21 protein-coding genes and 1 pseudogene are annotated in these 22,872 nt (G+C 69.1%); 8 read left to right on the forward strand and 14 right to left on the reverse strand.

Going from position 1 to position 22,872, the window contains the following annotated elements; translation table 11 throughout:
- Positions 1 to 253: 253 nt before the first annotated feature.
- The 5 genes from ACXJJ3_RS05685 to recA all read right to left on the reverse strand — a co-directional run bounded on the left by ACXJJ3_RS05685 (position 254) and on the right by recA (position 6,049).
- On the reverse strand, positions 254 to 580 hold the full coding sequence (locus ACXJJ3_RS05685; protein ID WP_458168884.1) for an antitoxin: 327 nt from the start codon (positions 578 to 580) through the stop codon (positions 254 to 256).
- A 175-nt stretch (positions 581 to 755) separates the two neighbouring features.
- Positions 756 to 1,148, reverse strand: a complete 393-nt coding sequence (locus ACXJJ3_RS05690; protein ID WP_458168885.1) for an MmcQ/YjbR family DNA-binding protein — start codon at positions 1,146 to 1,148, stop codon at positions 756 to 758.
- Positions 1,149 to 1,272: 124 nt separating this feature from the next.
- Positions 1,273 to 1,659, reverse strand: coding sequence for a GNAT family N-acetyltransferase (locus ACXJJ3_RS05695; protein ID WP_458168886.1), 387 nt, complete (start codon positions 1,657 to 1,659; stop codon positions 1,273 to 1,275).
- 768 nt (positions 1,660 to 2,427) lie between these two features.
- On the reverse strand, positions 2,428 to 2,949 hold the full coding sequence (locus ACXJJ3_RS05700) for a regulatory protein RecX (RefSeq protein ID WP_458168887.1): 522 nt from the start codon (positions 2,947 to 2,949) through the stop codon (positions 2,428 to 2,430).
- A gap of 2,020 nt (positions 2,950 to 4,969) precedes the next feature.
- A complete protein-coding gene (recA, locus tag ACXJJ3_RS05705; RefSeq protein WP_344200751.1) occupies positions 4,970 to 6,049 on the reverse strand; it encodes a recombinase RecA in 1,080 nt (359 codons plus the stop codon).
- 356 nt (positions 6,050 to 6,405) lie between these two features.
- Here recA and ACXJJ3_RS05710 point away from each other — a divergent pair, with 356 nt between their 5' ends.
- The 3 genes from ACXJJ3_RS05710 to ACXJJ3_RS05720 are packed head-to-tail and all read left to right on the forward strand — an operon-like array spanning position 6,406 to position 8,459.
- On the forward strand, positions 6,406 to 7,032 hold the full coding sequence (locus ACXJJ3_RS05710; RefSeq protein ID WP_458168888.1) for a glyoxalase superfamily protein: 627 nt from the start codon (positions 6,406 to 6,408) through the stop codon (positions 7,030 to 7,032).
- A 35-nt stretch (positions 7,033 to 7,067) separates the two neighbouring features.
- Positions 7,068 to 7,859, forward strand: a complete 792-nt coding sequence (locus tag ACXJJ3_RS05715) for a hypothetical protein (RefSeq protein ID WP_458168889.1) — start codon at positions 7,068 to 7,070, stop codon at positions 7,857 to 7,859.
- 39 nt (positions 7,860 to 7,898) lie between these two features.
- Positions 7,899 to 8,459, forward strand: coding sequence for a GrpB family protein (locus tag ACXJJ3_RS05720; protein WP_458168890.1), 561 nt, complete (start codon positions 7,899 to 7,901; stop codon positions 8,457 to 8,459).
- A gap of 16 nt (positions 8,460 to 8,475) precedes the next feature.
- On the opposite strand, the gene ACXJJ3_RS05725 is transcribed toward ACXJJ3_RS05720, so the two are convergent.
- A complete protein-coding gene (locus ACXJJ3_RS05725; protein WP_458168891.1) occupies positions 8,476 to 8,670 on the reverse strand; it encodes a DUF3046 domain-containing protein in 195 nt (64 codons plus the stop codon).
- Positions 8,667 to 9,749, reverse strand: a complete 1,083-nt coding sequence (locus tag ACXJJ3_RS05730) for an LppM family (lipo)protein (RefSeq protein WP_458168892.1) — start codon at positions 9,747 to 9,749, stop codon at positions 8,667 to 8,669. Before ACXJJ3_RS05730 ends, ACXJJ3_RS05725 begins: the two co-directional genes overlap by 4 nt.
- Before the next feature lie 121 nt (positions 9,750 to 9,870).
- Between ACXJJ3_RS05730 and ACXJJ3_RS05735 the strand changes: the two genes are divergently transcribed.
- The 3 genes from ACXJJ3_RS05735 (at position 9,871) to ACXJJ3_RS05745 (ending at position 15,847) form a co-directional block, all read left to right on the forward strand.
- Positions 9,871 to 14,493, forward strand: coding sequence for an ATP-dependent helicase (locus ACXJJ3_RS05735; protein ID WP_458168893.1), 4,623 nt, complete (start codon positions 9,871 to 9,873; stop codon positions 14,491 to 14,493).
- A 4-nt stretch (positions 14,494 to 14,497) separates the two neighbouring features.
- Entirely contained in the window at positions 14,498 to 15,283 is a 786-nt protein-coding gene (locus ACXJJ3_RS05740; protein ID WP_458168894.1) for an Fpg/Nei family DNA glycosylase, read from the forward strand.
- Between the two features lie 102 nt (positions 15,284 to 15,385).
- On the forward strand, positions 15,386 to 15,847 hold the full coding sequence (locus ACXJJ3_RS05745; RefSeq protein ID WP_458168895.1) for a DUF4262 domain-containing protein: 462 nt from the start codon (positions 15,386 to 15,388) through the stop codon (positions 15,845 to 15,847).
- Between the two features lie 8 nt (positions 15,848 to 15,855).
- On the opposite strand, the gene ACXJJ3_RS05750 is transcribed toward ACXJJ3_RS05745, so the two are convergent.
- The gene (locus ACXJJ3_RS05750) at positions 15,856 to 16,146 is read right to left on the reverse strand and encodes a helix-turn-helix domain-containing protein (RefSeq protein ID WP_458168896.1); all 291 of its coding nucleotides are present in this window, start codon (positions 16,144 to 16,146) and stop codon (positions 15,856 to 15,858) included.
- Between the two features lie 163 nt (positions 16,147 to 16,309).
- Positions 16,310 to 16,804 (reverse strand): CinA family protein, encoded by a 495-nt coding sequence (locus tag ACXJJ3_RS05755; protein WP_458168897.1) that lies wholly within the window; start codon positions 16,802 to 16,804, stop codon positions 16,310 to 16,312.
- 112 nt (positions 16,805 to 16,916) lie between these two features.
- Here ACXJJ3_RS05755 and ACXJJ3_RS05760 point away from each other — a divergent pair, with 112 nt between their 5' ends.
- Positions 16,917 to 17,999 carry a DUF2332 domain-containing protein gene (locus ACXJJ3_RS05760; protein WP_458168898.1) on the forward strand — a complete coding sequence of 361 codons (1,083 nt, stop codon included), beginning with the start codon at positions 16,917 to 16,919 and terminating at the stop codon, positions 17,997 to 17,999.
- Between the two features lie 50 nt (positions 18,000 to 18,049).
- On the forward strand, positions 18,050 to 18,280 hold the full coding sequence (locus ACXJJ3_RS05765) for a hypothetical protein (RefSeq protein ID WP_458168899.1): 231 nt from the start codon (positions 18,050 to 18,052) through the stop codon (positions 18,278 to 18,280).
- A gap of 291 nt (positions 18,281 to 18,571) precedes the next feature.
- Here the strand turns inward: ACXJJ3_RS05765 and pgsA are convergent, their stop codons facing one another.
- The 5 genes and pseudogenes from pgsA to ACXJJ3_RS05790 form a co-directional block, all read right to left on the reverse strand.
- Positions 18,572 to 19,195, reverse strand: coding sequence for a CDP-diacylglycerol--glycerol-3-phosphate 3-phosphatidyltransferase (pgsA, locus tag ACXJJ3_RS05770; protein WP_458168900.1), 624 nt, complete (start codon positions 19,193 to 19,195; stop codon positions 18,572 to 18,574).
- Positions 19,192 to 19,614, reverse strand: a complete 423-nt coding sequence (locus tag ACXJJ3_RS05775; RefSeq protein WP_458171860.1) for a hypothetical protein — start codon at positions 19,612 to 19,614, stop codon at positions 19,192 to 19,194. Before ACXJJ3_RS05775 ends, pgsA begins: the two co-directional genes overlap by 4 nt.
- Positions 19,597 to 21,342: pseudogene (locus ACXJJ3_RS05780) on the reverse strand (MiaB/RimO family radical SAM methylthiotransferase); the annotation flags it as partial. The gene ACXJJ3_RS05775 and the pseudogene ACXJJ3_RS05780, both read right to left, overlap by 18 nt.
- Positions 21,343 to 21,439: 97 nt before the next feature.
- Positions 21,440 to 22,195, reverse strand: coding sequence for a helix-turn-helix domain-containing protein (locus ACXJJ3_RS05785; protein ID WP_458168901.1), 756 nt, complete (start codon positions 22,193 to 22,195; stop codon positions 21,440 to 21,442).
- 109 nt (positions 22,196 to 22,304) lie between these two features.
- Positions 22,305 to 22,871 (reverse strand): hypothetical protein, encoded by a 567-nt coding sequence (locus ACXJJ3_RS05790; RefSeq protein WP_458168902.1) that lies wholly within the window; start codon positions 22,869 to 22,871, stop codon positions 22,305 to 22,307.
- Position 22,872 lies beyond the last annotated feature (1 nt).

Consider the following 22,872-nt stretch of genomic DNA (forward strand, 5'->3'; position numbering starts at 1 on the left):
TCTAGTCCGGCCGGCCGTGTCACCGGCCCACCGTCTCATGTCCGCCACCGAACCGGTGGATCATCCCTTCCTGATGCCGAGGCTAAGCGCGCCCTACCACCCGGTCAAGACGGACACTCACGCCCCACCCCTCGGATCTCCCACCGGACCACCTCACACCATGGTCTGCTCCCCGGCCGGGTGATCCCGGGGAGTGGCCGACCCGCCCGCGGCTGCGTCCGCCCAGGCGAGTCGGATCACGCTCCTGCCCTGACTAAGCCTTCGGCTCGGACGTGGTCGGATCGGCGCCGGCCGACGGCGCCTCCGGGGATTCCTGCGCGGAACTCGGGGCCTCCGGCTCCGCCTGGGAGGCCTGGGTGGTGGTGTCGGATTCCGCTGGCTGTGCGCTCGCTTCGTCGCCCTGCTGGTCTACGAAGCTGCCGACCTTCTGCTGGACCGCGTCGACCTTGTCCGCGTACTTCCCGCCGGTCTGCTTGTCGATCAGGTCGCCTGCCTTCTCGACCCCGGCCTTGATCTTGTCCGGGTTCTGCTTGACGACATTCCGGAGCCAGTTCTTCGCCTGTTCCTGGAAATCGTTCATTGCACCCTCCGCGGTGTCTGGGGCGGATCGACGGAAAATCACAGCCTACGGACCAGCCCAAATACCGGTCCTACCTCGGATAACACACCGTCACGCCGCACCCGTCAACGCCCCTCGCCGCACCCCGCTCCCCCAACCCCCATAACGCTCCGTAACCCGACCCCGCCCGAACGCTCTAACTCCGCCCCAGGTGAGCCTTCGCGACCGCCGCCGGCGCATGCACCAGCCAAGCGTCCAGCAGCGCCTCCTCCAGTACCCGCTCCGACACCTTGTCGAGCTGAACCAGCACCGCCGCGTACCCGTCGAAATGCGGAATCGTGAAGAACCCGTCCCCCGCCCGCGCCGCGAGCACAGCCTCCTTGTCCGCTAGATCCTCCACCGTCAACGCCAGAATCGGCCCCTCCGGCGGCGTCTCCTCCCCGAACCGCTTCAAGTCAGCCTTACTGAACGGCCGCACCCACGCGTACCCCTTACCCCCGACCGCCCACGTCTGCCGCCCGTACTTAACCGTCTCCTCGGTCTCCGGCAGAAGCCCAACCAGCCGCTCCACGTCCTCCAAACTCACCATCCCCACAAGCTACCCCCGCCCCACCGCCGCCCGCCCCCACAACCACGACCCAACACACCGGACAAACCCCGCCCGCTCATAGAACTCCGCCGCTACCTCCCCCACCGCCGAAACAAACACCACCTCAGCCCCCACACCCCGCCAACCACCCACGACACTCATCCAGCAACGCTGACCCGACCCCAACCCCACGCGACCCCGCCGAAACCACCAACTCCTCAACGGTCCCGTACGGCTCACGCCCGTAATCCACAAACGTCCCCACCACCACCCCGATCACCGCATCCCCCTCAACCGCCACAAACGTCCGCCCCTCCTGCCGAACCACCGGCAACGTCACCCCCTCAACCCCACCCCCATGCAACTCCCCCAACAACCCCCGAATCCCCACCCGATCCCCCTCAACCCCCACCCGAACAACAACCCGCCCATCTCCACTCACCAATCGCCCCTTCCCTCGCTCCTCCTCCACCCCAGCCACACCTCCCGAACGAGCTAGAGCCCCACACATCCAAACAACTGCCCACCAGGTACCCGAACCACCTACCCACCACCCGCCAACCTGTCCCCAACCCCAACCACACCCCGCACCGCATCCACCGCCCCCACCTCCCCGGAGCCCGCCGGACCCAACGCCCACGACTCCCTCCCACACGCAAAAGCCGAGCAACGCACGCCCGTTGCCCCACGCAAGAATCGCCACAACACCCCCGCCGCACGCACCAAGCGAGCGCAGACGCCCCCACACCCACAGTCTGCTTCCGCAGAACGCCGACGCCACCCACGCAGCACCACCTCCGGCACGCCCTCACCGCGTACTGGACCGGGCGCAACACCCTCTCAACCGCATCCGGGCAACCGGGCAACCGGGCAACCGGGCAACCGGCGCAGCATGCGCAGCATGCGCCCAACCTCCTAAGACTGACCGCGACCGACCAAGCGCACCAGACGACGCCATCGTGAAGTCCCACCAACCTCAGGAGCGACTGCAGTCAGCCCCGACGGAGCAGCAGACAACCCAGGCGTGCACGTGAACCGCCACACCGGGACGAGCCTGACCACCGCGACGTTCACGCCCCTCGCCGGCACCACACCTTCGAACTGATCTACCCGCTCGACCGCGCCGAGGAGGCGCACTACGTCCGGGTCCGCGCGGGCGACGTACACCCGCAACGGCAAGCCCTCTCGTCGACACCGATCCCAACGGGCAACACCAATCCCATGGGCGACGGCAATCCTCACAGGCGATCGCGACCACCCGCCAACCCACCGCGACCGACTACTCGGCTTCCAACCCAGACGAGTCCAGCAGCGGGAACTCCTCATGACTAGCATCAAGCTCCTGCTTCACGATGCTCATCGCCATCCCGCCCGGATACCCCTTGCGCGCAAGCATCCCCAGCAGCCGTCGCATCGCCACCTGCCGTTCCAGCGAACGCATCGACCGCAACTTCTTCCGCACCAGCTCCCGAGCCGTCTGCTCCTCCTGCTCGGAATCAAGCTCCTCAAGCGCATCCCGCGCCAACTGGTCATCCACCCCACGCCGCCAAAGCTCCTGCGCCAGCGCGCGCCTCCCCAGCCCGCGCCCACGATGCCGCGACTCCACCCAAGCATTCGCAAACGCCGCATCATCGATCAACCCGACCTCGACAAACCGATCCAGCACCTCATCGGCCACCTCGTCCGGAATCTCCCGATCCGCCAGCACATCAGCCAACTCGGCCCGCGTCCGCGGCTGCCCCGTCAACTTGTCCAGCAAGATCGTCCGAGCCACCGAATACGGATCCGCATCCTGATCCACCCCCGGATCCACCACCCCCGGCTCACCATCCCGCCGCTTCCGCGACCGCCCAAACCCCCCACCCGCACCCCGACGCCGCCGCCCCGAACCCGCCGAAGTCGCCGAAGTCGCCGAAGTCGCCGAAGTCGCCGAAGTCGCCGAAGTACGGTCGCCGCGCGAGCTGGCCTGGTCAATAGATGCCCGACGTGTGGACCCGCTCTGGTCCTCGTCACGCCCACCACGGGACGCACCCCCGGCAGCTGCAGAAGTCTCCGCCCGAGAACGGCGCACACCACCTGAGGTGGACGGACTCCCACCCACCCCGGCCGGGTCGCCCGAATCACCCCACGGGTCAAACAGCGCTCCCGCCGCATCCGACCCCACACCATCCGACACAAGATCATCCGCCGCACCGCGGCGCTGCCCCACAAGGCCTCGCGGACCGATACCCCGCGCACCACGGTCCCGCGCACCACGGTCCTGCACGTCACGGTCCTGCACGTCACGGTCCTGCTCGCGGCGGGTTTGCCGCACGTCAGCCTGGGCCGGCGACGGTTCGCTGTCGTCGCGAGGCGCGTCGGACGAACGCTTGCGGCCGCGGGCCGGCGGTTCAGCGGTGTCGGCACGATCGTCTGGATCCGCCCACGGATCAAACGAAGCAGAATCTGCCAGGCCGGCCTCGGATGTTGCCGACGACCGCTCACGTTCCACCGGCCGCCTGCGCCGACCTGCTCCAGCCGTACCAGGTAGCGCGGCCTCGTTCCCCGACACCGACCCGGTTGTAGCTAAGGGGTCGATCGCCAGCGCGGGCTCGGCCGCAGGCGCAGGCTTAGTTGAAGGCGCGAAGTCGGCCGCCAGCGCGGGTTCCGCCGCAGGCGCAGGCTTAGTTGAAGGCGCGGACCCGGTCGCCAGCTCGGACTCGGCTGCAGGCACGGGTTCGGCTGCAGACGCGGGCTTGGCTGGACGGGTGCGCTTGGTCGCCGACGCAGGCTCGGTCGCAGGCGTGGGCTCAATCGCCGACTCGGGCTCAGCCGCAGACGTCGAGCCAGCCGCAGACGTCGGCTCGGTTGCGAGCGCGCTCGTGGTCGCCGACGTGCTCGCATTCTTAGCCGTCGTCTCGGGTGCACGCGTGGCTTTGGATCTGGGCGCGGGTCGAGGCGGTGGGCTGTGCGCGGGCTCGGCTTCAGCGGAATGAACGTCTGGTGGCGTACCGCGATCGCGGCCGGCGCGCAAGGACGGGGCGGCATCGGTCGGCGTGCGGGATGCGGGGTCCGACTGCGCGGCGAGTGACTCGTCTGCCTGCAGGACGGAGGTCTCGTCGGCGTGCGGGAGGGCTGCGTCATCGGCTGACGACGAAGATGCGTCTTCGGCTGACGACGAAGATGCGTCTTCGGTTAGTGACGAGGGTGTGTGTTCGGTTGGTGACGAGGACGCGTCGTCAATGGGCGAGAACGGTTCGTCGTCGGCGAAGGCGCGGGCTTCGGCCAGGCGGTTGGCAGCCTGGGTCCTGAAGGTTCGGGCTATTTGCTCGTCTTCGTTGCCCCATGGGTCGACAACCTTTGGGGCTGGACCCTTTGTGGTGCGTCGGCTCGCCGGTTGGCCATCGGCTGGTTCCTCGCGCAGCGCCTGAGATGGGGTGTCTCGACGGCTGTCTTGGGAGCTTGTTGGCTCTGAGGGCTCGTCCCAGGGGTCGACCGTACCGATAGTTCGACGGATGGAGCCGGGGCGGCGGCGGGTTGTGGTCGAGTCGGGATCTTCTTCGAACTCGTCGCGGTCCGCACCACGACCGCGTGTGCGCGAGCGGCCCCGGCCATCGTTCGATGCGGGCGTACTGCGTTGCTCGGCTATGCGTCGTGATGTTGTACGTCGGTACGACGGGCCGTCTGCGGGCTGACCCGCAGTGGGTGTCGCGGACTCGCCTTCGGCCAGGAGTTTGCGGGCCAGGGCGAGGCGTTCGTCGTGAGGTAAGGACAGCGCCGCGGGGGCGGCGTCCTCGGCAGCGGTGGGCTGCCGGGGGACGCTGCCGCCCGCGGAGGGTCGATCAGAAGTCGACATCGACCTCGGCCGCGGCCTCGTCGGCCGGCTGGTCCAGGGTCGGACCGATGCCCATCTTCTCCTTGATCTTCTTCTCCAGCTCGTTCGCCAGGTCGGGGTTGTCGCGGAGGAAGTTCCGCGCGTTCTCCCGGCCCTGGCCGAGCTGGTCGCTCTCGTACGTGAACCAGGCGCCGGCCTTGCGGACGAAGCCCTGCTCCACGCCGAGGTCGAGCAGGCTGCCCTCGCGGCTGATGCCCTGGCCGTAGATGATGTCGAACTCAGCCTGCTTGAACGGCGGGGCCACCTTGTTCTTCACGACCTTGACGCGGGTGCGGTTACCGACCACGTCGGTACCGTCCTTGAGCGACTCGATCCGGCGCACGTCCAGCCGCACCGACGCGTAGAACTTCAGCGCGCGACCACCGGTCGTGGTCTCCGGCGAACCGAACATGACGCCGATCTTCTCGCGCAGCTGGTTGATGAAGATCGCCGTCGTCCCGGTGCCGTTGACCGCACCGGTCATCTTCCGCAGCGCCTGGCTCATCAGTCGCGCCTGCAGACCGACGTGGCTGTCGCCCATCTCGCCCTCGATCTCGGCGCGCGGCACCAGCGCGGCCACCGAGTCGATCACGACGATGTCGATCGCGCCGGAGCGGACCAGCATGTCGGCGATCTCCAGGGCCTGCTCACCGGAGTCCGGCTGCGAGACCAGCAGGGCGTCGGTGTCGACGCCGAGCTTCCGCGCGTACTCCGGGTCGAGGGCGTGCTCGGCGTCGATGAAGGCGGCGATCCCGCCGGCCCGCTGAGCGTTCGCCACCGCGTGCAGCGCGACCGTCGTCTTACCGGAGGATTCCGGGCCGTAGATCTCCACCACACGACCGCGCGGCAGACCGCCGATCCCGAGCGCGATGTCGAGCGCGATCGAACCCGTCGGAATGATCTCGATCGGCGCCTTGCCCTGCTCGCCGAGGCGCATGACCGCACCCTTGCCACACTGCCGCTCGATCTGCGTGAGCGCGGTCGCAAGCGCCTTCTCGCGATCGGCCGCCGCACGCTCCGCGCTCGTCGCGCTCGCTGCACTCGCCATGTGACTGCCACCTGACCCATCTGATAATCCAGGGCCGCCGGCCGGCCGCCCGAAGGAACTTTCGTTGTCGCCAGAGAAGGTATTCGTTGCCTCCGACAGTTTTCGTCGCCACTTCGAATCTGTGGACAACTCAGCCGCCCGAGCACCTTCCGGGGACCAAGGTATCCCGAACACGTGTTCGAATCACAACTGACACGCCGAAGCTCGGTCCTAGTGGTTGCAACGGGCACTGCGAGGCCATCCGTCGTGCTAGATTCGTCGGAACGCGCGAACTTAGTCTCTAAGTCCGGGGCGCAACGGCGCGGACGCCGAAAGGGCAAGGCCCACCCACTCCAGATCAACCTAGGAGTGACGTCATGCCCGTACTCGAAACGTACAAGAAGCAGGCCAAGCAACTCTTGCGCTGGCACCGCGACGGCAACTACGCCGTCGGCGGCCGCATCCGTCAGCTGCCGCGATACCGCGATCTGACCGATCACGAATCGCTCGCGCTGAACTTCAAGCTCACAGAAGCGCAGGAGATCATCGCGCTCGAGGCGGGCTACGACAGCTGGGCCGCGCTGCGGGCGGCCGTCGAGGACGCCTCGCCACGCCCGCCCGAGGAACCGAAGCCTGTCCTCCTCGGCGCCGCGCGGCCGGTGCTGTTCGTTCGCGATGTACAGGCGGCCGCCGAGTTCTATCGCGATCGCCTCGGTTTCCGTATCGACTTTCTGCACGGACACCCGCCGTTCTACGGCTCGGTGTCGCGCGACGACGCAACCTTGCACTTGCGGTTCGTGCATGAGCCGGTGCTCACCGCAGACGCCGCGCACGAGGAAGCGCTCATCATGGCCTTCGTCGAAGCTCGCAACATCAAGGAGTTGTACGCCGAGTACCTCGCGACGGACGTCGAGCTGACCCAGAAGCTCACCAAGCAAGCCTGGGGCGGCACGGACTTCATCGTGCGCGACCTGGACGGCAACACGGTCGCCTTCGTGGGCTGAACGTACTGACCCAGCGGATCTCTACCCTTGCGGGCGTGACAGACCGGCCCGACGTACCCGATTCCGCGCTCGTCCTGGCGATCAGCCGGGTCGAGCTCGGGATCGACTACGTCCTCGACGCGCTCCGCACCCAGGACCCGTTCGGCATCCGCAGCTACCTGACCGAGTACTCCGAGCAGGAGAAGCCGAACCTCGCCGAGAAGGGCCTGATCCTCGCGATCGACAGGCTGCTCCAGATGAAGGTCCCGGGGCACGAGGAATGGCCGACACTTCCGCTCGCCAAACGCTGCGACTGGTGGGTCGAGCGCCTCGGCGGATTCGCCGCGATCGTCGCCGGACTCCCCCGGCTCAGCGGTGCAGCGGCGGATCGGCTGCCGATGAAGGACACCCTCGGCGCGGCGGTGCAGGCGATGGTGATCGGCGCGGTCTGCCGTGAGTACGGCGTCGAGGCGCACGCCGACCGTACGGCGGTCATCATCCGGGTGCTGACCGATCGCCCGATCACACCGGACGAGGTGCTCAAGTACGACGACCCGGTGGTCGCGGGCGACGACGTCGCCGAGCAGCTCGGGCTGGACGAGGTGTCGACCGACATGGGCCTGCGCAAGGGCGTCCGGCTGGTCTGGCGGCTCAGCAAGCTGTTCGGCGGGCTCAGCGACGTGTTCGAGGAGCGGCCGCGCGGCAGCCTCGGCGCCCGGTTCATCGGCAAACTCCCGGGCGTCGGTGTCGTCGGCGGGTTCTTCGACGAACGCAAGGGCATCCGGAAGGCGGCGTACGAGGCGGCTGACCTCCTCACCAACAGCACCTTCCGGGTCAAACCACTCTGATCGCTGGGCGGCACACCGCCGTACTGAGATGATCTGCGCATGACTGGGATCGTCATCGTGAGGCCGGACGAGACCTGGCCCGCGCAGTACCAGAAGACGGCGTACGCGATCAGTGGCGTGCTCGGTGAGCTGGCGCAGCGGATCGACCACATCGGGTCCACCTCGGTGCCCGGCCTGCCCGCCAAGGACATCCTCGACATCCAGGTCACGGTCGCCGCCGAACCCGACCTCGACGACGTCGCTGAACGGATGGCCGCCGCGGACTGGGAACTTCGCCCGCCACGGCGCGACCGTCCGGTACCCGGCTTGCCCACCGACGAGGGTCAATGGGTGAAACGCATGCTGGTCGAACCGATGTACCGGCGCCGGGTCAATCTGCACATCCGGGTCGCGGGCCGGGCCAACCAGCGCTACGCGCTCCTGTTCCGCGACTATCTGCGCGCGCACCCAGAGACGGCGAAGGCGTACGGCACCTTCAAGCAGCATGCCGCGACGCTCCGGCTGGAGATCGGCGACTACAGCGACCTCAAGGACCCGGTCTGCGATCTCGTCTACCTGCCGGCAGAAGAATGGGCCGCCCACACCGGCTGGGCCGGCTAGCGGGCGGCGTACTGCGTCAGCGTTCGCTGGGCGGAAGGTTGAGGTGCGCCCACACGGCGCGCCAGACAACCTTGGCGGCCTCACCGTCATCCAGGGCCTCGACGACCGTACGGCCGCCGAGTTCCTGGACCACCTGGGTCTCCGCCCAGGTCCGTGCATACGCGGGACCGAGATGGTGATCCATCCGGGCCCAGAATTCAGTCAGTCTCATGCCTGCCCGTCATTGTCCTTCGGCGGTCCCCAACCACCCTGCTGTCCCTGCTGGGGCCCCGACTGACCACCTTGCTGGCCCCAACCGCCCTGCTGCTGCGGCGGCTGACCGTACTGCTGGCCCTGCGGCGGCTGACCAGGCTGCTGTCCCGGCTGCTGTCCGGGCTGCTGCGGACCCCACTGCCCCTGCTGAGGCTGCCCAGGGTACTGCGGCTGCTGACCACCGTACGGCGCCTGCCCAGGCTGCCCCTGCTGCGGCTGGCCCGGGTACTGCCCCGGCTGGCCACCGTACTGCCCCGGCTGACCCGGGTACTGCCCACCAGGGCCGGGCTGGCCGTACTGCTGCCCTTGGTACTGCCCCGGACCGCCGTACTGCCCCGGCTGCCCAGGCTGTCCCGGATACTGCCCCGGGAACGGCTGGCCGTAGCCTTGCTGTCCCTTGCCCTTACGGCTGCGCAGCACGAAGAACACCGCCGCGCCGATCGCCAGCAGCACAACCACGATGATCAGGATCAGCGCCCAGATCGGGAATCCGCCGCCGGCCTCGGAGGTCAGCGAGATCTTCCCCAGCTTGTCGAGGCTGTCGTACGTCGCCGTCCGGCCGCTGACCTTGGCGCCGTCGTCATGCTCGAGGATCTTGCCCGGCATGGTGATCTTGACGTTGACCTCGGGCTGGCTGCTGCCGGCCGGGAGGTTGCTGCCGACCGACCCGCCGTTCACCGCGACCTTGACCTTGTCGCCGTCCTTGCTGAACCCGATGCCGGACTGGCTGCCGCCGGCCATCTTGTCGAAGGGCACGTTCGAGAACGTGCAGTCCGAGCCGACGTACTTGCTGTCCTCGTAGGACTTGCAAGTGACGCCCTCGGTCGCGGACGACTTGATGCTCTTCTCGATCTCCTGGCGGATCTTGTCCAGGGACTGGCCGCTGGACTGGAGGAGCTGCTTGTCCACACCGATCTTCATGGAGCCCGAGACCGTCTCGTTCGACCCGACCTTGAGGTCGCCGTCGATCTTGACGCACCCGGTCAACCCGATCAGGCAGGCCACGATCACGAGGGCTGCGCGTACGCGGTTCATCATGCGGCCGATCATTCCAGACGAAGGGGACAAGTTGCGCACCGGACGGAAAGCGGCTGCTCACAGCGGGCGACCGGCGCCGAACAGAACCGCTGCGTGAAAACTGTCGGCGACACCCGGCAAGATGGTCGGCGTGAAGAAGACCAGCGCGTTGAGCCGGTTCTCGCCCGCGACGCGGGCGTGGTTCGGCGACGTCTTCGAGGCGGCCACCCCGGCCCAGCTCGAGGCGTGGGACGCCATCACCGCGGGCCGGGATGCGCTGGTGGTCGCCCCGACCGGTTCAGGGAAGACGCTGGCCGCCTTCCTGTGGGCGCTGGACCGGCTGGCCACGACTCCGCCGCCGGACGACCCGAAGCTGCGCTGCCGCGTGCTGTACGTGTCGCCGCTCAAGGCGCTCGCGGTCGACGTCGAGCGCAACCTACGCGCCCCGCTGATCGGCATCCGCGAGACTGCGCGCCGGCTGGGTGAGGCGCCGATCGAGGTCGAGGTCGCGGTGCGCTCCGGGGACACCCCTGCCGCCGAGCGCCGCCGGTTCGCGACCCGGCCCTCCGACGTACTGATCACCACGCCCGAGTCCTTGTTCCTGCTGCTCACCTCGCAAGGTCGCGAGTCGTTGCGGGGTGTCGAGACCGTCATCGTCGACGAGGTGCACGCGGTCGCCGGGACGAAGCGTGGCGCGCACCTGGCGCTGACACTCGAGCGGCTCGACGAGCTGCTGCCCAAGCCGGCCCAGCGGATCGGTCTGTCCGCGACGGTCCGTCCGGTCGAGGAGGTCGCGCGGTTCCTCGGCGGTGAGCGGGCGGTCACGGTCGTGCAGCCCAAGTTCACGAAGCAGTGGGAGCTGAGCGTCGTCGTCCCGGTCGAGGACATGGCCGAGCTGGCCGCGACCGAGGTGGAGTCATCCGGTTCGGCAGCCGGGCCGCAGCAGCATGCCTCGATCTGGCCGCATGTGGAGGAGCAGGTCTTCGACCTGATCAGTCAGCACAGCTCGACGATCGTCTTCTCGAATTCGCGCCGCCTGGCCGAGCGACTGACCGCCCGGCTGAACGAGATCGCCGCCGAGCGTGCCGAGCTGGAGCTGCAAGAGCTTGGTTCGCCGGCGCAACTGATGGCGCAGTCGGGTGGCTCGCTCGCGGCGCCGCCGTTGATCGCCCGCGCTCATCACGGATCGGTCAGCAAGGAGCAGCGGGCGCTGATCGAGGCCGACCTGAAGTCCGGTCGGCTGCCTTGCGTGGTTGCCACCAGCAGCCTCGAGCTGGGCATCGACATGGGCGCCGTGGATCTGGTGATCCAGGTCGAGGCTCCGCCTTCCGTCGCGAGCGGGCTGCAGCGTGTCGGTCGTGCCGGACACCAGGTCGGCGCGGTGTCCCGGGGCGTGCTGTTCCCGAAGTTCCGTGGCGACCTGATCGACACCGCGGTCGTCGTGCAGCGGATGCGGGAGGGCCTGATCGAGAGCCTGCACATCCCGGCGAATCCGCTCGACGTCCTCGCCCAGCAGATCGTGTCGATCGTGTCCCTCGACGCGGTCGACGTCGACGAGCTCTTTGCCCTGGTCCGCCGCTGCGCCCCGTTCGCCACGCTGCCGAGATCGGCGTACGACGGGGTGCTCGACATGCTGTCCGGCCGTTATCCGTCGGACGAGTTCGCGGAGCTGCGGCCGCGGATCGTGTTCGACCGGGTGAGCGGCGAGATCTCCGGCCGCCCTGGCGCCCAGCGGCTGGCGGTGACCAGCGGCGGGACGATTCCGGATCGCGGTCTGTTCGGGGTGTTCCTGGTCGGCGAGTCGACCAATCACCGGGTCGGCGAGCTCGACGAGGAGATGGTGTACGAGTCGCGGGTCGGCGACGTGTTCACGCTCGGTGCGTCGAGCTGGCGGATCGAGGACATCACGCACGACCGGGTGCTGGTCTCCCCCGCTCCGGGTCAGCCCGGCAGGCTGCCGTTCTGGAAGGGCGATGCGGTCGGGCGTCCGGCCGAGCTCGGCGCCGCGACCGGTGCGTTCGTCCGCAAGATGGCGTCGTTGTCGAGCGGCAAGGCGATCGAGCGGGCGCGGACCGCAGGCCTCGACGAGTACGCCGCCAACAACCTTGTGTCGTATCTCGCCGAGCAGCGCGACGCGACCGGCCGGGTTCCGGACGACGTGACGATCGTGGTGGAGCGGTTCCGCGACGAGCTCGGCGACTGGCGGGTCTGCGTGCATTCGCCGTACGGCGGTCAGGTCCACGGTCCGTGGGCGCTGGCGATCGCCGCGCGGCTCCGCGATCGGTACGGGATGGATGCGCAGTCGGTCTCGGGTGACGACGGGATCGTACTGCGATTGCCGGAGACCGACGAGGCGCCACCGGGTGCGGATCTGGTGCTGTTCGATCCGGCGGACATCGAGGATCTGGTGACGACCGAGGTCGGTGGGTCGGCGTTGTTCGCGGCCCGGTTCCGGGAGTGCGCGGCGCGGGCGTTGCTGCTGCCGCGGCGCAATCCGGGACGGCGATCACCCTTGTGGCAGCAGCGGCAGCGGGCGTCGCAACTGCTCAGTGTGGCCAGCAAGTTCGGCTCGTTCCCGATCGTGCTCGAGACGCTGCGCGAGGTCCTCCAGGACGTGTACGACCTGCCCGCGTTGAAGGATCTGCTGACCGGGATCAGCGAGCGCCGGATCTCGGTCGTCGAGGTCGAGACGACCGAAGCGTCGCCGTTCGCCAAGTCCTTGTTGTTCGGTTATGTGGGCGCGTTCATGTACGAGGGCGACAGCCCGCTCGCCGAGAAGCGCGCGGCGGCGCTGGCGCTGGATCAGAGCCTGCTGGCCGAGTTGCTCGGGCGGACCGAGCTGCGGGAGCTGCTCGACGCGGAAGTCGTGCTGCGCACCGAGGCTGAGCTGCAGCGCCTGGCCGAAGACCGCCGGGCGCGGGACGCCGAGGGTTTGTTCGACGTACTGCGGATCGTCGGGCCATTGTCGCTGCCGGAAGCGACGCAGCGCTGCGTCGACGGTTCGGATGCGGAGACGTGGCTGACGTCGCTCGCGGCGGCGCGGCGCGTCGTCCGGGTGCGTATCGCGGGCGAGCACCGATGGGCCGTCGTCGAAGACGTGGCGCGGCTGCGCGACGCTCTCGGCGTACCGCTGCCACCGGGTGTCGCGGAGGCGCATGCCGAGCCGGTCGCGGATCCGCTCGGCGACCTGGTGTCTCGGTACGCGCGGACGCACGGGCCGTTCCGGGCGATCGATCTCGCGACGCATCTCGGGATCGGTGTCGCGGTCGTGAGCGAGGCGTTGCGGCGGCTGGGCGCGGCCGGGCGGGTTGTCGAGGGCGAGTTCCTGCCGGGCGGGATCGCCCTGGAATGGTGCGACAGCGAGGTGCTCCGGCTGCTGCGTCGGCGGTCGCTGGCCGCGTTGCGGAAGGAGGTCGAGCCGGTCGATCCGTCCGCGTTGGCCCGGTTCCTGCCCGCGTGGCAAGGGATCACGAGCAGCCGCGGGCGCGGGTACGACGTACTGCTCGGTGCCGTCGAGCAGCTCGCCGGATGTGCGGTGCCGGCTTCGGCGCTCGAGTCGATCGTGCTGCCTTCGCGGGTTCCGGGGTACCAGCCGTCGATGCTGGACGAGCTGACGGCGACGGGCGAAGTGGTGTGGGCCGGCTCGGGTTCGCTGCCCGGTACGGACGGGTGGGTGTCGCTGCATCTGGCGGACAACTGCGATCTGACCTTGCCTGATCCGGATCCTGCGTTCGAGCTGGGCGACACACATCAGGCGGTGCTGGATGCCTTGTCGGGTGGTGGCGCGTTCTTCTTCCGGCAGTTGAGCGACGTGATTGGATCGACGTCCGGCGTTGTCGACGACGAGGCGCTGGTCAGCGTGCTGTGGGATCTCGTCTGGGCCGGTCATCTCACGAACGACACCTTGACGCCGGTCCGATCACTCGTCAGCGGCGGCCGTGGCAGTCATCGAGCCCGCCGTGCGACGCCACGCGCGCGGCCCGGGCGGCCGATTCGCCCCGGGCGGCCGTCGATGCCGGCGCGGGGCGGACCGCCGACGGCCGGCGGGCGGTGGTCGTTGCTTCCGGCCCGTAGTTCGGACGCGACCCGGCGGGCACATGCCGCGGCCGAGACGCTGCTGGACCGGTACGGCATCGTGACGCGGGGCTCGGTCATCACGGAGCGGACGCCTGGTGGGTTTGCGGCGGTTTACAAGGTGCTGAGCGCGTTCGAGGAGTCGGGGCGGTGCCGGCGCGGGTACTTCGTCGCGGGATTGGGCGCGGCGCAGTTCGCGTTGCCGGGCGCGGTCGACCGACTGCGTGCGCTCGCGGAGCTTCCTACCGTGGAGCCCGAGCGGAGGCCCGGACCACCAGGCCCCCGTGGATCCGGCCGGAGCCGCAAGGACGACGACGTGACCGTGCGGGCCGTCGTCCTCGCCGCCTCTGATCCTGCGAACCCGTACGGCGCGGCATTGCCGTGGCCCGAGCGCGAAAACGCGGGCGGGCATCGCCCGGGACGGAAGGCCGGCGCATTGGTCGTGATGGTCGACGGCCAGCTGATCGTGTACGTCGAACGCGGTGGACGGACCGTGCTGAGTTTCACCGAGGACTCCGATCTGCTGCAGCCCGCCGTCGATGCGTTGGCGCTGTCCATCCGGGACGGTCAGCTGGGCAAGTTGAGCGTGGAGACAGCCGACGGCGAGCAGGTTCGGCACACGGCGTTCGGGGACGCGCTGGCGAAGGCCGGCTTCCACGCGACGCCGCGCGGTCTGCGGCTCCGGGCGTGAAGAGATGCCGGAAGGAGACACGGTCTGGAGGGCGTGCAAACGGCTGAACAAGTTGCTCGCCGGGCAGGAGCTCGTCCGGACGGACTTCCGGGTGCCGTCGCTGGCCACGACCGACCTGAGCGGACGGACCGTTCTGGAGGTCGTCGCGCGCGGCAAGCACATCTTGATGCGGTTGTCCGGCGGGCTGACGCTGCACAGCCACTTCCGGATGGACGGCAGCTGGCATCTCTACCGTCCTGGTGAGCACTGGCGCGGCGGGCCGACACACGAGATCCGCGCCGTGCTCGAGACAGATCCGTGGACCGCCGTCGGGTATCGGCTCCCTGTCCTGGATCTCGTCGCCACCGTTGACGAGGACAGCGTCGTCGGGCATCTCGGGCCGGATCTGCTGTCACCGTCGTTCGACCGCGAGGTGGCGATCGCGAACGTCCAGTCGGACCCCGATCGGACCATCAGCGAGGCCTTGCTCGACCAGCGCAACCTCGCCGGGATCGGCAACTTCTACCGGACCGAGGTCAGCTTCCTGCTCGGCCTGCACCCGTGGTGCCCGGTCGCGAACGTCGACGTACCGGCCGCGGTCGATCTCAGCCGGAAGCTGCTCAAGGCCAACGTACGGAACGGCACGCAGGTGAGTACGGGCGTGGATCGCCCCGGTCAACGCACCTGGGTGTTCGAACGCGCCGGCAAACCGTGCCGCCGATGCGGTACGACGATCCGCACCGCATCCCTCGGCGAACCGACTCGGGAGCGCGTCAGCTACTGGTGCCCGACCTGCCAACCCGAAAGCTGATCCGCCGGCCGAAACTGCCCTGTGGACAACTCCCTCGCGGCGGCAGAACCCGGATACCTTCTCTGACACATCGAACAACTGTTCGATCGAAAGGAGATGGTGATGCGCAACTGCTGCGGCAACATGAGCGGCGACGACTACGCACGGTGGGTCGAGGACAACATCCGGACCTACGGCTGGACGATGACGTACATCCCCGGCGAGGGCAGCCGGAACCCTGGATTCGGGTACACGGTCGGCCTCAGCCAGTACCAGCATCCGGAGATCATCGTCTTCGAGAGCGAGCCCTGTTACGCGTACCTCAGCCTCAAGCCGCTGGCTTGGGCGGTGCTCGAGGGCACCGAGTTCGACGAGGGTGACGACCTGTCGGCGTACTTTCCGCCGCCTCACACGGCCGGGCTGTTGCGGTTCCCCGACTCGGAGATCCACCTGTATCTGGCCAACGCAATGTACCGCCGACCAGGGGATCCTCCCGTGCCCGCGCTCCAGCTTGTTTGGCCGAGCCGGATCGCGCTCATGCAGCCCGTCGGCAACGGGCAAGCTCCCGACCGGGGTGTCCGGTGAGTACCGGGTCAGGCCGCCGAGGCCACGACCTCCGGCTCGATTGTCGGGTGCGCCAGCACGAGCGCCTCTTCGCGGGCCAAGTCTTGGCTCACTTCGGCAAAGACCGTCGACAACGGCACCTCGAGTGCCGTGCAGATCGCCGCCAGCAGCTCGCTGGAGGCTTCCTTCTGACCGCGCTCGACCTCCGACAGGTAGCCGAGGCTGACGCGGGCGTCGGCGGATACCTCGCGCAGAGTGCGCCCCTGGCGCAGCCGCTTACGCCGCAGCACGTCGCCCAGCAGGCCACGAACCAGCACCATGAGGTTTCTCCCTTCCGCCTGTCCAGCCGTGTCTACCCGCACGGTAGCTCGACCGTAGGAACCAACGGTACCTGTTGCTGGGTCACTACCCCTCGCAATGTCCACCTTCGGTGCGCCGCGCAAGTCTGCCTTACCTGTCACCATGCTGGTCCCAACACCTCGATCAGTCGAGTTCTTCCGCCACAACTGCCGCTCCCAGTTCCAGGACGGCCTGGACGCTCCCCTGCCGGACGGCTGTCCGGTCCCCCGACAACTGGAGCTTCCGTACCTGCACCGACCGTGGTCCGGCCGCCGCGACGTACACCGTCCCCGCCTCGATGCCAGCCTGCGGGTCCGGTCCGGCCACACCGGTCGTCGCGAGGCCGTAGTCGGCCTCCAGACGCTCCCGCACACCGCTGGCCAATGCAGCAGCCGTGTCCGGGTGCACCGGCCCCACAGCGGCCAGCAGCTCGTCCGGCACACCGGCAAGCTTGGCCTTCAGGTCGGTCGCGTAAACCACCACGCCACCCCGATACACAGCCGACACCCCCGGCACATCCGTCAGAACCGCACCGACCATCCCACCCGTCAACGACTCAGCCGTGGCCAGCGTCACGCGCCGCTCCAGCAACAGCTCCACCAACCGCCCGACCGCCGCACCGACCCCGTCCTCAGCCACCCGCCACCTCCACGTCGCAACCTGTACCTGTACTCAACACCAGGAGCCGATCCCCGTGCACCAGCGACATCGTCAGCTCGACTCGCGTCGTCGCGTGGCTAGACTCCATGAAATGCCAGGTTCGAGTGGGACCGTGGGAGCCCGAGGGCGCGGGCGAAGGCTCGCCGAGGTCTACCGACGCTTCGGTGAGACCGAGGCAGCGAAGGGCTCGGGCCTCTACGCACACATCGCGACCGCACTGAGCGAGTCCGACAAAGCTCTCCGCGTGATCGAAACAGCCCCACCCCGCAGCCGCCATCCAAGCCTGATCCTCGCCGCCCTGCACGACACAGCCCTCGCCGGCCAGTCCCCCGCCCTCACAGCGACCGATGTCGTATCGGCTGCGGACGTGGCAGCTGAGGTGATGGCTGAGATGGGGGAACTGATACTGCAGAGGGCCGCGGGCCGGAAAGTTCGGAACGACGAGAGCGGTCGGCATGCCCTGCTGTACCCGATGCTTGCCGAGACCGCGCGACGAGTCGGCGCCGGCGCGGTTGGCATCATCGACGTCGGGCGATCGGCCGGGCTCAACCTCGTGATGGACCGGGTCGGCATCACATACGGCAACGGGCAGTCGCTGGGAGATCCAGACTCCGCGGCGCAGGTCTCCGCCTCCGTCGTTGGCGACGGTCGGCTGCCGACGACGGCGATTCCAGACGTCGCAGCTCGGATCGCCGTTGGCGATCAGCTAGTCGATGTGACCAACCCGGACGAGGCGCGGTGGCTGCGCGCTTGTGTACCGCCGGATCAGGTAGAGCGATTGGCACGCCTCGAGGCCGAGCTGGCGCTGGCGGCGGCAGATCCGCCGGAGCTGATGTCAGGCGAGGTACTCGACGTACTACCGGAAGCGATTGCACGGGTACCGGACGGCGTACTGCCTGTGGTGATGACGACCTGGGTGCTCTCCAGCATGAGCCTCGAGGAACGACTGCGCTTCCTGCAGACACTCGACGGGGCGGCGACCCACCGACCGGTGGCATGGGTGTCCGTCGAGGGAGTCGGCGTGGCGCCGGGCATCCCGACATACGGCGACCGACGAGCGTCAGGTCACAGCATCCTCGGCGTCAGCGTGTTCGACCATTCGTCCCTCCACACAACCGCCGTCGGCCGCTGCTGGCTCCGCGGCGAAATGCTCGCTTGGCTCGCCGACACGTAGTGCTTCTCCCCCGCTGACAGCCGGCGAGTAGAACAGGACCCGACGATCACATGCCGGACGGTTTGCCGAGCTCCGACGTGCTCGTAGCAGCCCCGTTGGTCGAGCGGACCGGCGTACGCCCGCACAGCTCGGTCGTCCGACCACCAACGCTCGGCGCTGATCGGCCCGGCGCTGGCCGGCTCGGCGCTGGCTCCGCGCTGATCGGCTCGGCGCTGGCCGGGTCGGCGCTGGTCGGCTCGGCGGATCGTCGGCTCGGCGACGGAGTGCGTCGAAGGGGTTGAGCGGCCCGGTGGCTACCCGCCAGCGGGTACGTCGGGTTGGCTGGAAGCGCGGGATCAGTCGCTCGGTTGCCCAGCGAGGCTGCGGCACCGATCGGCCAGCCGAGCTGAGCAGGCTAGACGCACTTGCCCCGGCTGATCGAGCGGGGCTGTGGGACTCGAACCTACAACCTGCCGGTTAAGCGTCCGCTGCTTTGCAAGTTGGGCTAGAGGCCCTCAGTTGTAAGCCGGCCCAGTGGTTCGTGCCGGCGGGTGACGCGAGGCGGGTGAGGCCAAGCGGTCGGCCGCTGTGGGTTATGGGAGGGGGCGTTTGGCGGCGGCGCGGAGGTGGAGGGCTCGGGAGAGGTAGTCGATGCCGGTGGCGACAGTTACCAGGACGGCGGCCGTCATGATGGCTACGGCGAGCCAGTGGAGGACGGCCAGGTGGTGCCATGGGAGGAGGTAGAGGCCGAGGGCGATTGCCTGAAGGACGGTTTTGAGTTTGCCGCCCCGGCTGGCGGGCATGACGCCGTGGCGGATGACCCAGAAGCGGAGGGCGGTGACGCCCCATTCGCGGACCATGACGAGGATGGTGACCCACCACGGGAGTTCGCCCAGGTAGGAGAGGCCAAGGAAGGCTGCGCCGGTGAGGGCCTTGTCCGCGATCGGGTCGGCGATCTTGCCGAAGTTCGTGACCAGGTTCCAGCGGCGGGCGATGTCGCCGTCGAAGCGGTCCGTGACGATCGCGACCACGAACGCGGCGGTGGCGAGGAGGCGGTCGCCGGTTACGTGGCCGCCGTCGCGGAGCAGGAGCCAGACGAAGAGGGGTACCAGGACCAGCCGGAGCACGGTGAGCGCGTTCGGCAGGTTCCAGGCGCTGGGCGCGTGGAGTTGGCCGCCGGTTGCGCGCGGTGCCGAGTTCGGTGGCGGGTTGGTCACGCGGTCAGGTTAACTGCCGGGCGGGTGTCCGGGGTGCTCACGAGTGCCGCGAACTCGGCGATCAGGTCGACGCCGTCGCTTGCGACCACCTTCGCGGAGACCAGATCTCCTACCCGGATTCCTTCCGGAAGGCCTGTGACCGTGGTGATGCCGTCGACCTCAGGGCCCTGGTGTGCGGCGCGGCCCTCGGCGCTGCGGGATGCGGCGGAGGCGCCGGACGCGGGGGCTGAGGCGTCGGCGTCGGCGGTGGCGTCGGTGTCGGTGTCGGTGTCGGCGGTGGCGTCGGTGTCGGCGGTGGCGTCGGCGTCGGCGGTGGCGTCGGTGTCGGCGGTGGCAGCGTCGGCAGAAACGGCGGCGGTGGCGACGGCGTCGGAGGCGTTGGCGTCGGAGGCGTCTTCGGGGTCGAGGGATTCGAGGATTACCTCGAGGAGTTCGCCGATGCGGGACTCGGCGCGGGAGGAGGTGAGGTCTTCGGCTAGGCGGGTGACTCGGTCGAGGCGGGTGGCGATGGTGTCCTCGTCGAGTTTGCCGTCGTACGTCTCGGCCTCGGTGCCGTCCTCGTCGGAGTAGCCGAAGACGCCGATCGCGTCCAGGCCGGCGCGGGAGAGGAAGTCGCAGAGGATGTCGACGTCCTCGTCGGTCTCGCCGGGGAAGCCGACGATCACATTGCTGCGGATGCCGGCGGTCGGGGCGGCGGCGCGGACCTGGGCGATGAGCTCGAGGAAGCGTTCGGCGTCGCCGAAGCGGCGCATACGGCGCAGGAGCGGGCCGGAGGCATGCTGGAACGAGAGGTCGAAGTACGGGACGACGCCGGGAGTGGCGGTCATCGCGGCGATCAGGGTGGGGCGCATCTCGGCGGGCTGGAGGTAGGAGACGCGGACGCGGGTGATGCCAGGGACCTTGGCGATCTCGCCGACGAGGGTTTCGAGGAGGCGGAGGTCGCCTAGGTCCTTGCCGTACGAGGTGGAGTTCTCGGAGACCAGGAAGAGTTCGCGGACGCCGTTGTCGGCGAGCCATTCGGCCTCGCGGAGTACTTCGGCGGGGCGGCGGGACATGAAGGCGCCGCGGAACATCGGGATGGCGCAGAAGGCGCAGCGGCGGTCACAGCCGGAGGCGAGCTTCAGCGGGGCCATCGGGCCGCCGTCGAGGCGGCGGCGCATGACGCGCGGGCCGCTGGCGGGTGCGGTGGCGAGGTCGGGGGCGTCGATCTTCAGCTCTTCGGGGGCGCCGGTGACGAAGCGGCCCTTGAGTTCCGCGGGGGCCGGCGAGCCGGCGGGGCGGAGAGCGGCGGGGATGTGGTCACCGAGGACGGCTCCGCTGGCGAGTGCTGCCGCACCCGAGGCCGCAGCACGCGCGGTCGCGGCGGAGTCGCCGGAGGTGGCGGTGGCGCGCGAGGTTGCGGTGGTGGCCGAGGTCGCGGGCGGGGCATCTGCGGGCGCCGGGTGGCCGTGCTCGGTGGAGCGCGCGGAGGCGGACGCGGAGGTCTCGTCGGTGGGGGTGGTGGACGTGCTCGTGTGGGTGGTGTCTGCGGGGGTGACGTCTGCCGTGGTCGCACCCGCTGCAGTCGCACCCGTGGCCGTGTCGCTCGTGGCCGTGTCGCTCGTGGCCGTGTCGCTCGTGGCCGTGTCGCTCGTGGCCGTGGCGCTCGTGGCCGTGGGGGTGGTTGTGGCGCCGTGGCCGGGGAGGGGGGTGGTGGGGGCGGAGTGGCGGTCGGCGGGGGCTAGCGGGAGGAGTTTGCGGCGGTCTTGGGGGACGTGGGGCTGGTGTTTGGTGCCGGCCAGGATGGAGCGGAGGCGGGCGGAGATGTCGGTGTAGTCGTCGAAGCTGAGGACGGCGTCGGTTTCGGGGAGGGCTTCGGCGAGTTGTTCGCCGTAGCGCTCGGCGAGGCAGCCGACGGCGACGACCGCCTGGGTGCGGCCGGAGTCCTTGTAGTCGGCGGCGGCCAGGAGGGTGTCGACGGAGTCCTTCTTCGCGGCCTCGACGAAGCCGCAGGTGTTCACCACCACCGTGTCCGCCTCGGCGGCGTCGTCGACGAGGCGGAAACCGCCGGCTTCGAGCCGGCCGGCCAGCTCCTCGGAGTCGACATCGTTGCGGGCACAGCCCAGCGTGACCAGGGCGACGGTGGTGGGTGGCGTAGTCATCCCCACGAGTATGACGCGCCGTGTACGTCCGCACCTAACTCGGCAGCCCCGAAACCCGGCTCGGCGACGCCCGCAGCAGCAGTGGTTACTGGGGTTACTGGGGTTACTGGGTCTTGCTGAGCGTGCCGTTCGGATGCGCGGTGAACTTGGTGAGGTTGGTGGGGACGCGTTTGCCGTTCAGGACGACGATCAGATTGCCCGGGTTGCCTACCTGGACGCGGATGTCGCCGGCGCTGGTGACGGACTGGGCGATGCCGGGGCTGAGCTTGCCCTGGAAGATCTTGCGGTCGGTTCGGTCGCGGACCGTGAGGTAGGTGCCGTCGTTCTTGGCCGTCATGGTCAGCTCGGTCCTGAGGACCGGCGGCTTCGGGGTGTGCGGCTTCTTCGTCGGCTGCACGGTCGGCTGGGGCGTCGGCTTCGGGGTGGGGGTGGTGACAGTCGCCGAGGTGGTTGCGGTCTTGGAGGCGTTGGCCTCGATGTCGCTGGGGAGCGTGAAGAGGCGGACCATCCCCCAGCCCATCAGGATGACCAGGATCGCGCCGACCACGAGGGCCCAGCGCGGGCGGGCCGGGCGGAGGGTCGGGCTCTTGACCGCGGCGCGTTCCTCGCGGCGCGACTTCTCCTCCTCGACGGCGTGTTCGGCGTCGAAGGTGGCAAGCAGCGGGGCCGGGTCGGCCTTCACCACGCGGGCGATCGCCCGGATGTGCCCACGGGCGTAGAAGTTCCCGCCGCACCGGGAGAAGTCGTCGGCCTCCATGGCGATCAGCAACCCGGTTCTGATCCGGGTCGCGGCGCTCAGCTGCTCGATCGTCATGTCGGCCCGCTCGCGGGCCGCCGTGAGCTGGCTGCCGATGCTCACGTCCCCACCGTCCTCTCCTTCTCCGCGCTGCAGGTCATCGGCAAACAGACCGTCGACGTCCCTGTGGACACCATGTCAACGGCCTTGGTACGACGGGGTCACGGGCGAGTCAGAGTTGTTCCCTCACCGGACACCTGGCGTCGGCCAGCATGTGCAGCGCCTGCACCACTTCCCCGTTCGACGGCCGCGCCGTCAACCCGAACGGTATCGCGAGTGACGATCCCGTCAGTCGGCGGTTCGCATCGGTTGTCTTGCGGGTCGAACTCGGCAGTGCACCGAGGATCGGCCCGGGATCCTGCAGATGTACGGCGATCCGCCCGTCGTCGAGCGGATGCCGGCGCTGCAGCACCGTCACCTCTTCGATGTCTTCCCACCGGGTACCCACCCACTCGTTCCGGATGCGCAGCCGGATGCCGACGTCGTCGGCCACCAGCATGTCCCCGACCGTGAGCGCGCGGGCGCACACCACGGCCAGGACGGCGAACGCGGCCGCCACGATCCAGCGCAGGATGCCGGTCGCGCTGGTCGAGCCGGATGCCGCGAAGCCGAGCGCGACCAGTCCGGCGCCGACGGCGAGGCCGCCGTGCACCTTCTGGGAGGCGCGAACGGTGAACGGCGTCGGCGCCGGGTCCCCGTCGAATCGGTCCTGCCTGGGCAGTGCGCTCGCGGCGGTCACG

Source organism: Kribbella sp. WER1 (genome assembly GCF_054189145.1).

Excerpts from the sequence above, each read along its gene's own strand:
- ACXJJ3_RS05685 (WP_458168884.1), bottom strand. The coding sequence starts at position 580 with ATGAACGATTTCCAGGAACAGGCGAAGAACTGGCTCCGGAATGTCGTC.
- ACXJJ3_RS05690 (WP_458168885.1), bottom strand. The coding sequence starts at position 1,148 with ATGGTGAGTTTGGAGGACGTGGAGCGGCTGGTTGGGCTTCTGCCGGAG.
- ACXJJ3_RS05695 (WP_458168886.1), bottom strand. The coding sequence starts at position 1,659 with ATGTGTGGGGCTCTAGCTCGTTCGGGAGGTGTGGCTGGGGTGGAGGAG.
- recA (WP_344200751.1), bottom strand. The coding sequence starts at position 6,049 with ATGGCGAGTGCAGCGAGCGCGACGAGCGCGGAGCGTGCGGCGGCCGAT.
- ACXJJ3_RS05710 (WP_458168888.1), top strand. The coding sequence starts at position 6,406 with ATGCCCGTACTCGAAACGTACAAGAAGCAGGCCAAGCAACTCTTGCGC.
- ACXJJ3_RS05720 (WP_458168890.1), top strand. The coding sequence starts at position 7,899 with ATGACTGGGATCGTCATCGTGAGGCCGGACGAGACCTGGCCCGCGCAG.
- ACXJJ3_RS05725 (WP_458168891.1), bottom strand. The coding sequence starts at position 8,670 with ATGAGACTGACTGAATTCTGGGCCCGGATGGATCACCATCTCGGTCCC.
- ACXJJ3_RS05730 (WP_458168892.1), bottom strand. The coding sequence starts at position 9,749 with ATGATGAACCGCGTACGCGCAGCCCTCGTGATCGTGGCCTGCCTGATC.
- ACXJJ3_RS05735 (WP_458168893.1), top strand. The coding sequence starts at position 9,871 with ATGGTCGGCGTGAAGAAGACCAGCGCGTTGAGCCGGTTCTCGCCCGCG.
- ACXJJ3_RS05740 (WP_458168894.1), top strand. The coding sequence starts at position 14,498 with ATGCCGGAAGGAGACACGGTCTGGAGGGCGTGCAAACGGCTGAACAAG.
- ACXJJ3_RS05745 (WP_458168895.1), top strand. The coding sequence starts at position 15,386 with ATGCGCAACTGCTGCGGCAACATGAGCGGCGACGACTACGCACGGTGG.
- ACXJJ3_RS05750 (WP_458168896.1), bottom strand. The coding sequence starts at position 16,146 with ATGGTGCTGGTTCGTGGCCTGCTGGGCGACGTGCTGCGGCGTAAGCGG.
- ACXJJ3_RS05760 (WP_458168898.1), top strand. The coding sequence starts at position 16,917 with ATGCCAGGTTCGAGTGGGACCGTGGGAGCCCGAGGGCGCGGGCGAAGG.
- ACXJJ3_RS05765 (WP_458168899.1), top strand. The coding sequence starts at position 18,050 with ATGCCGGACGGTTTGCCGAGCTCCGACGTGCTCGTAGCAGCCCCGTTG.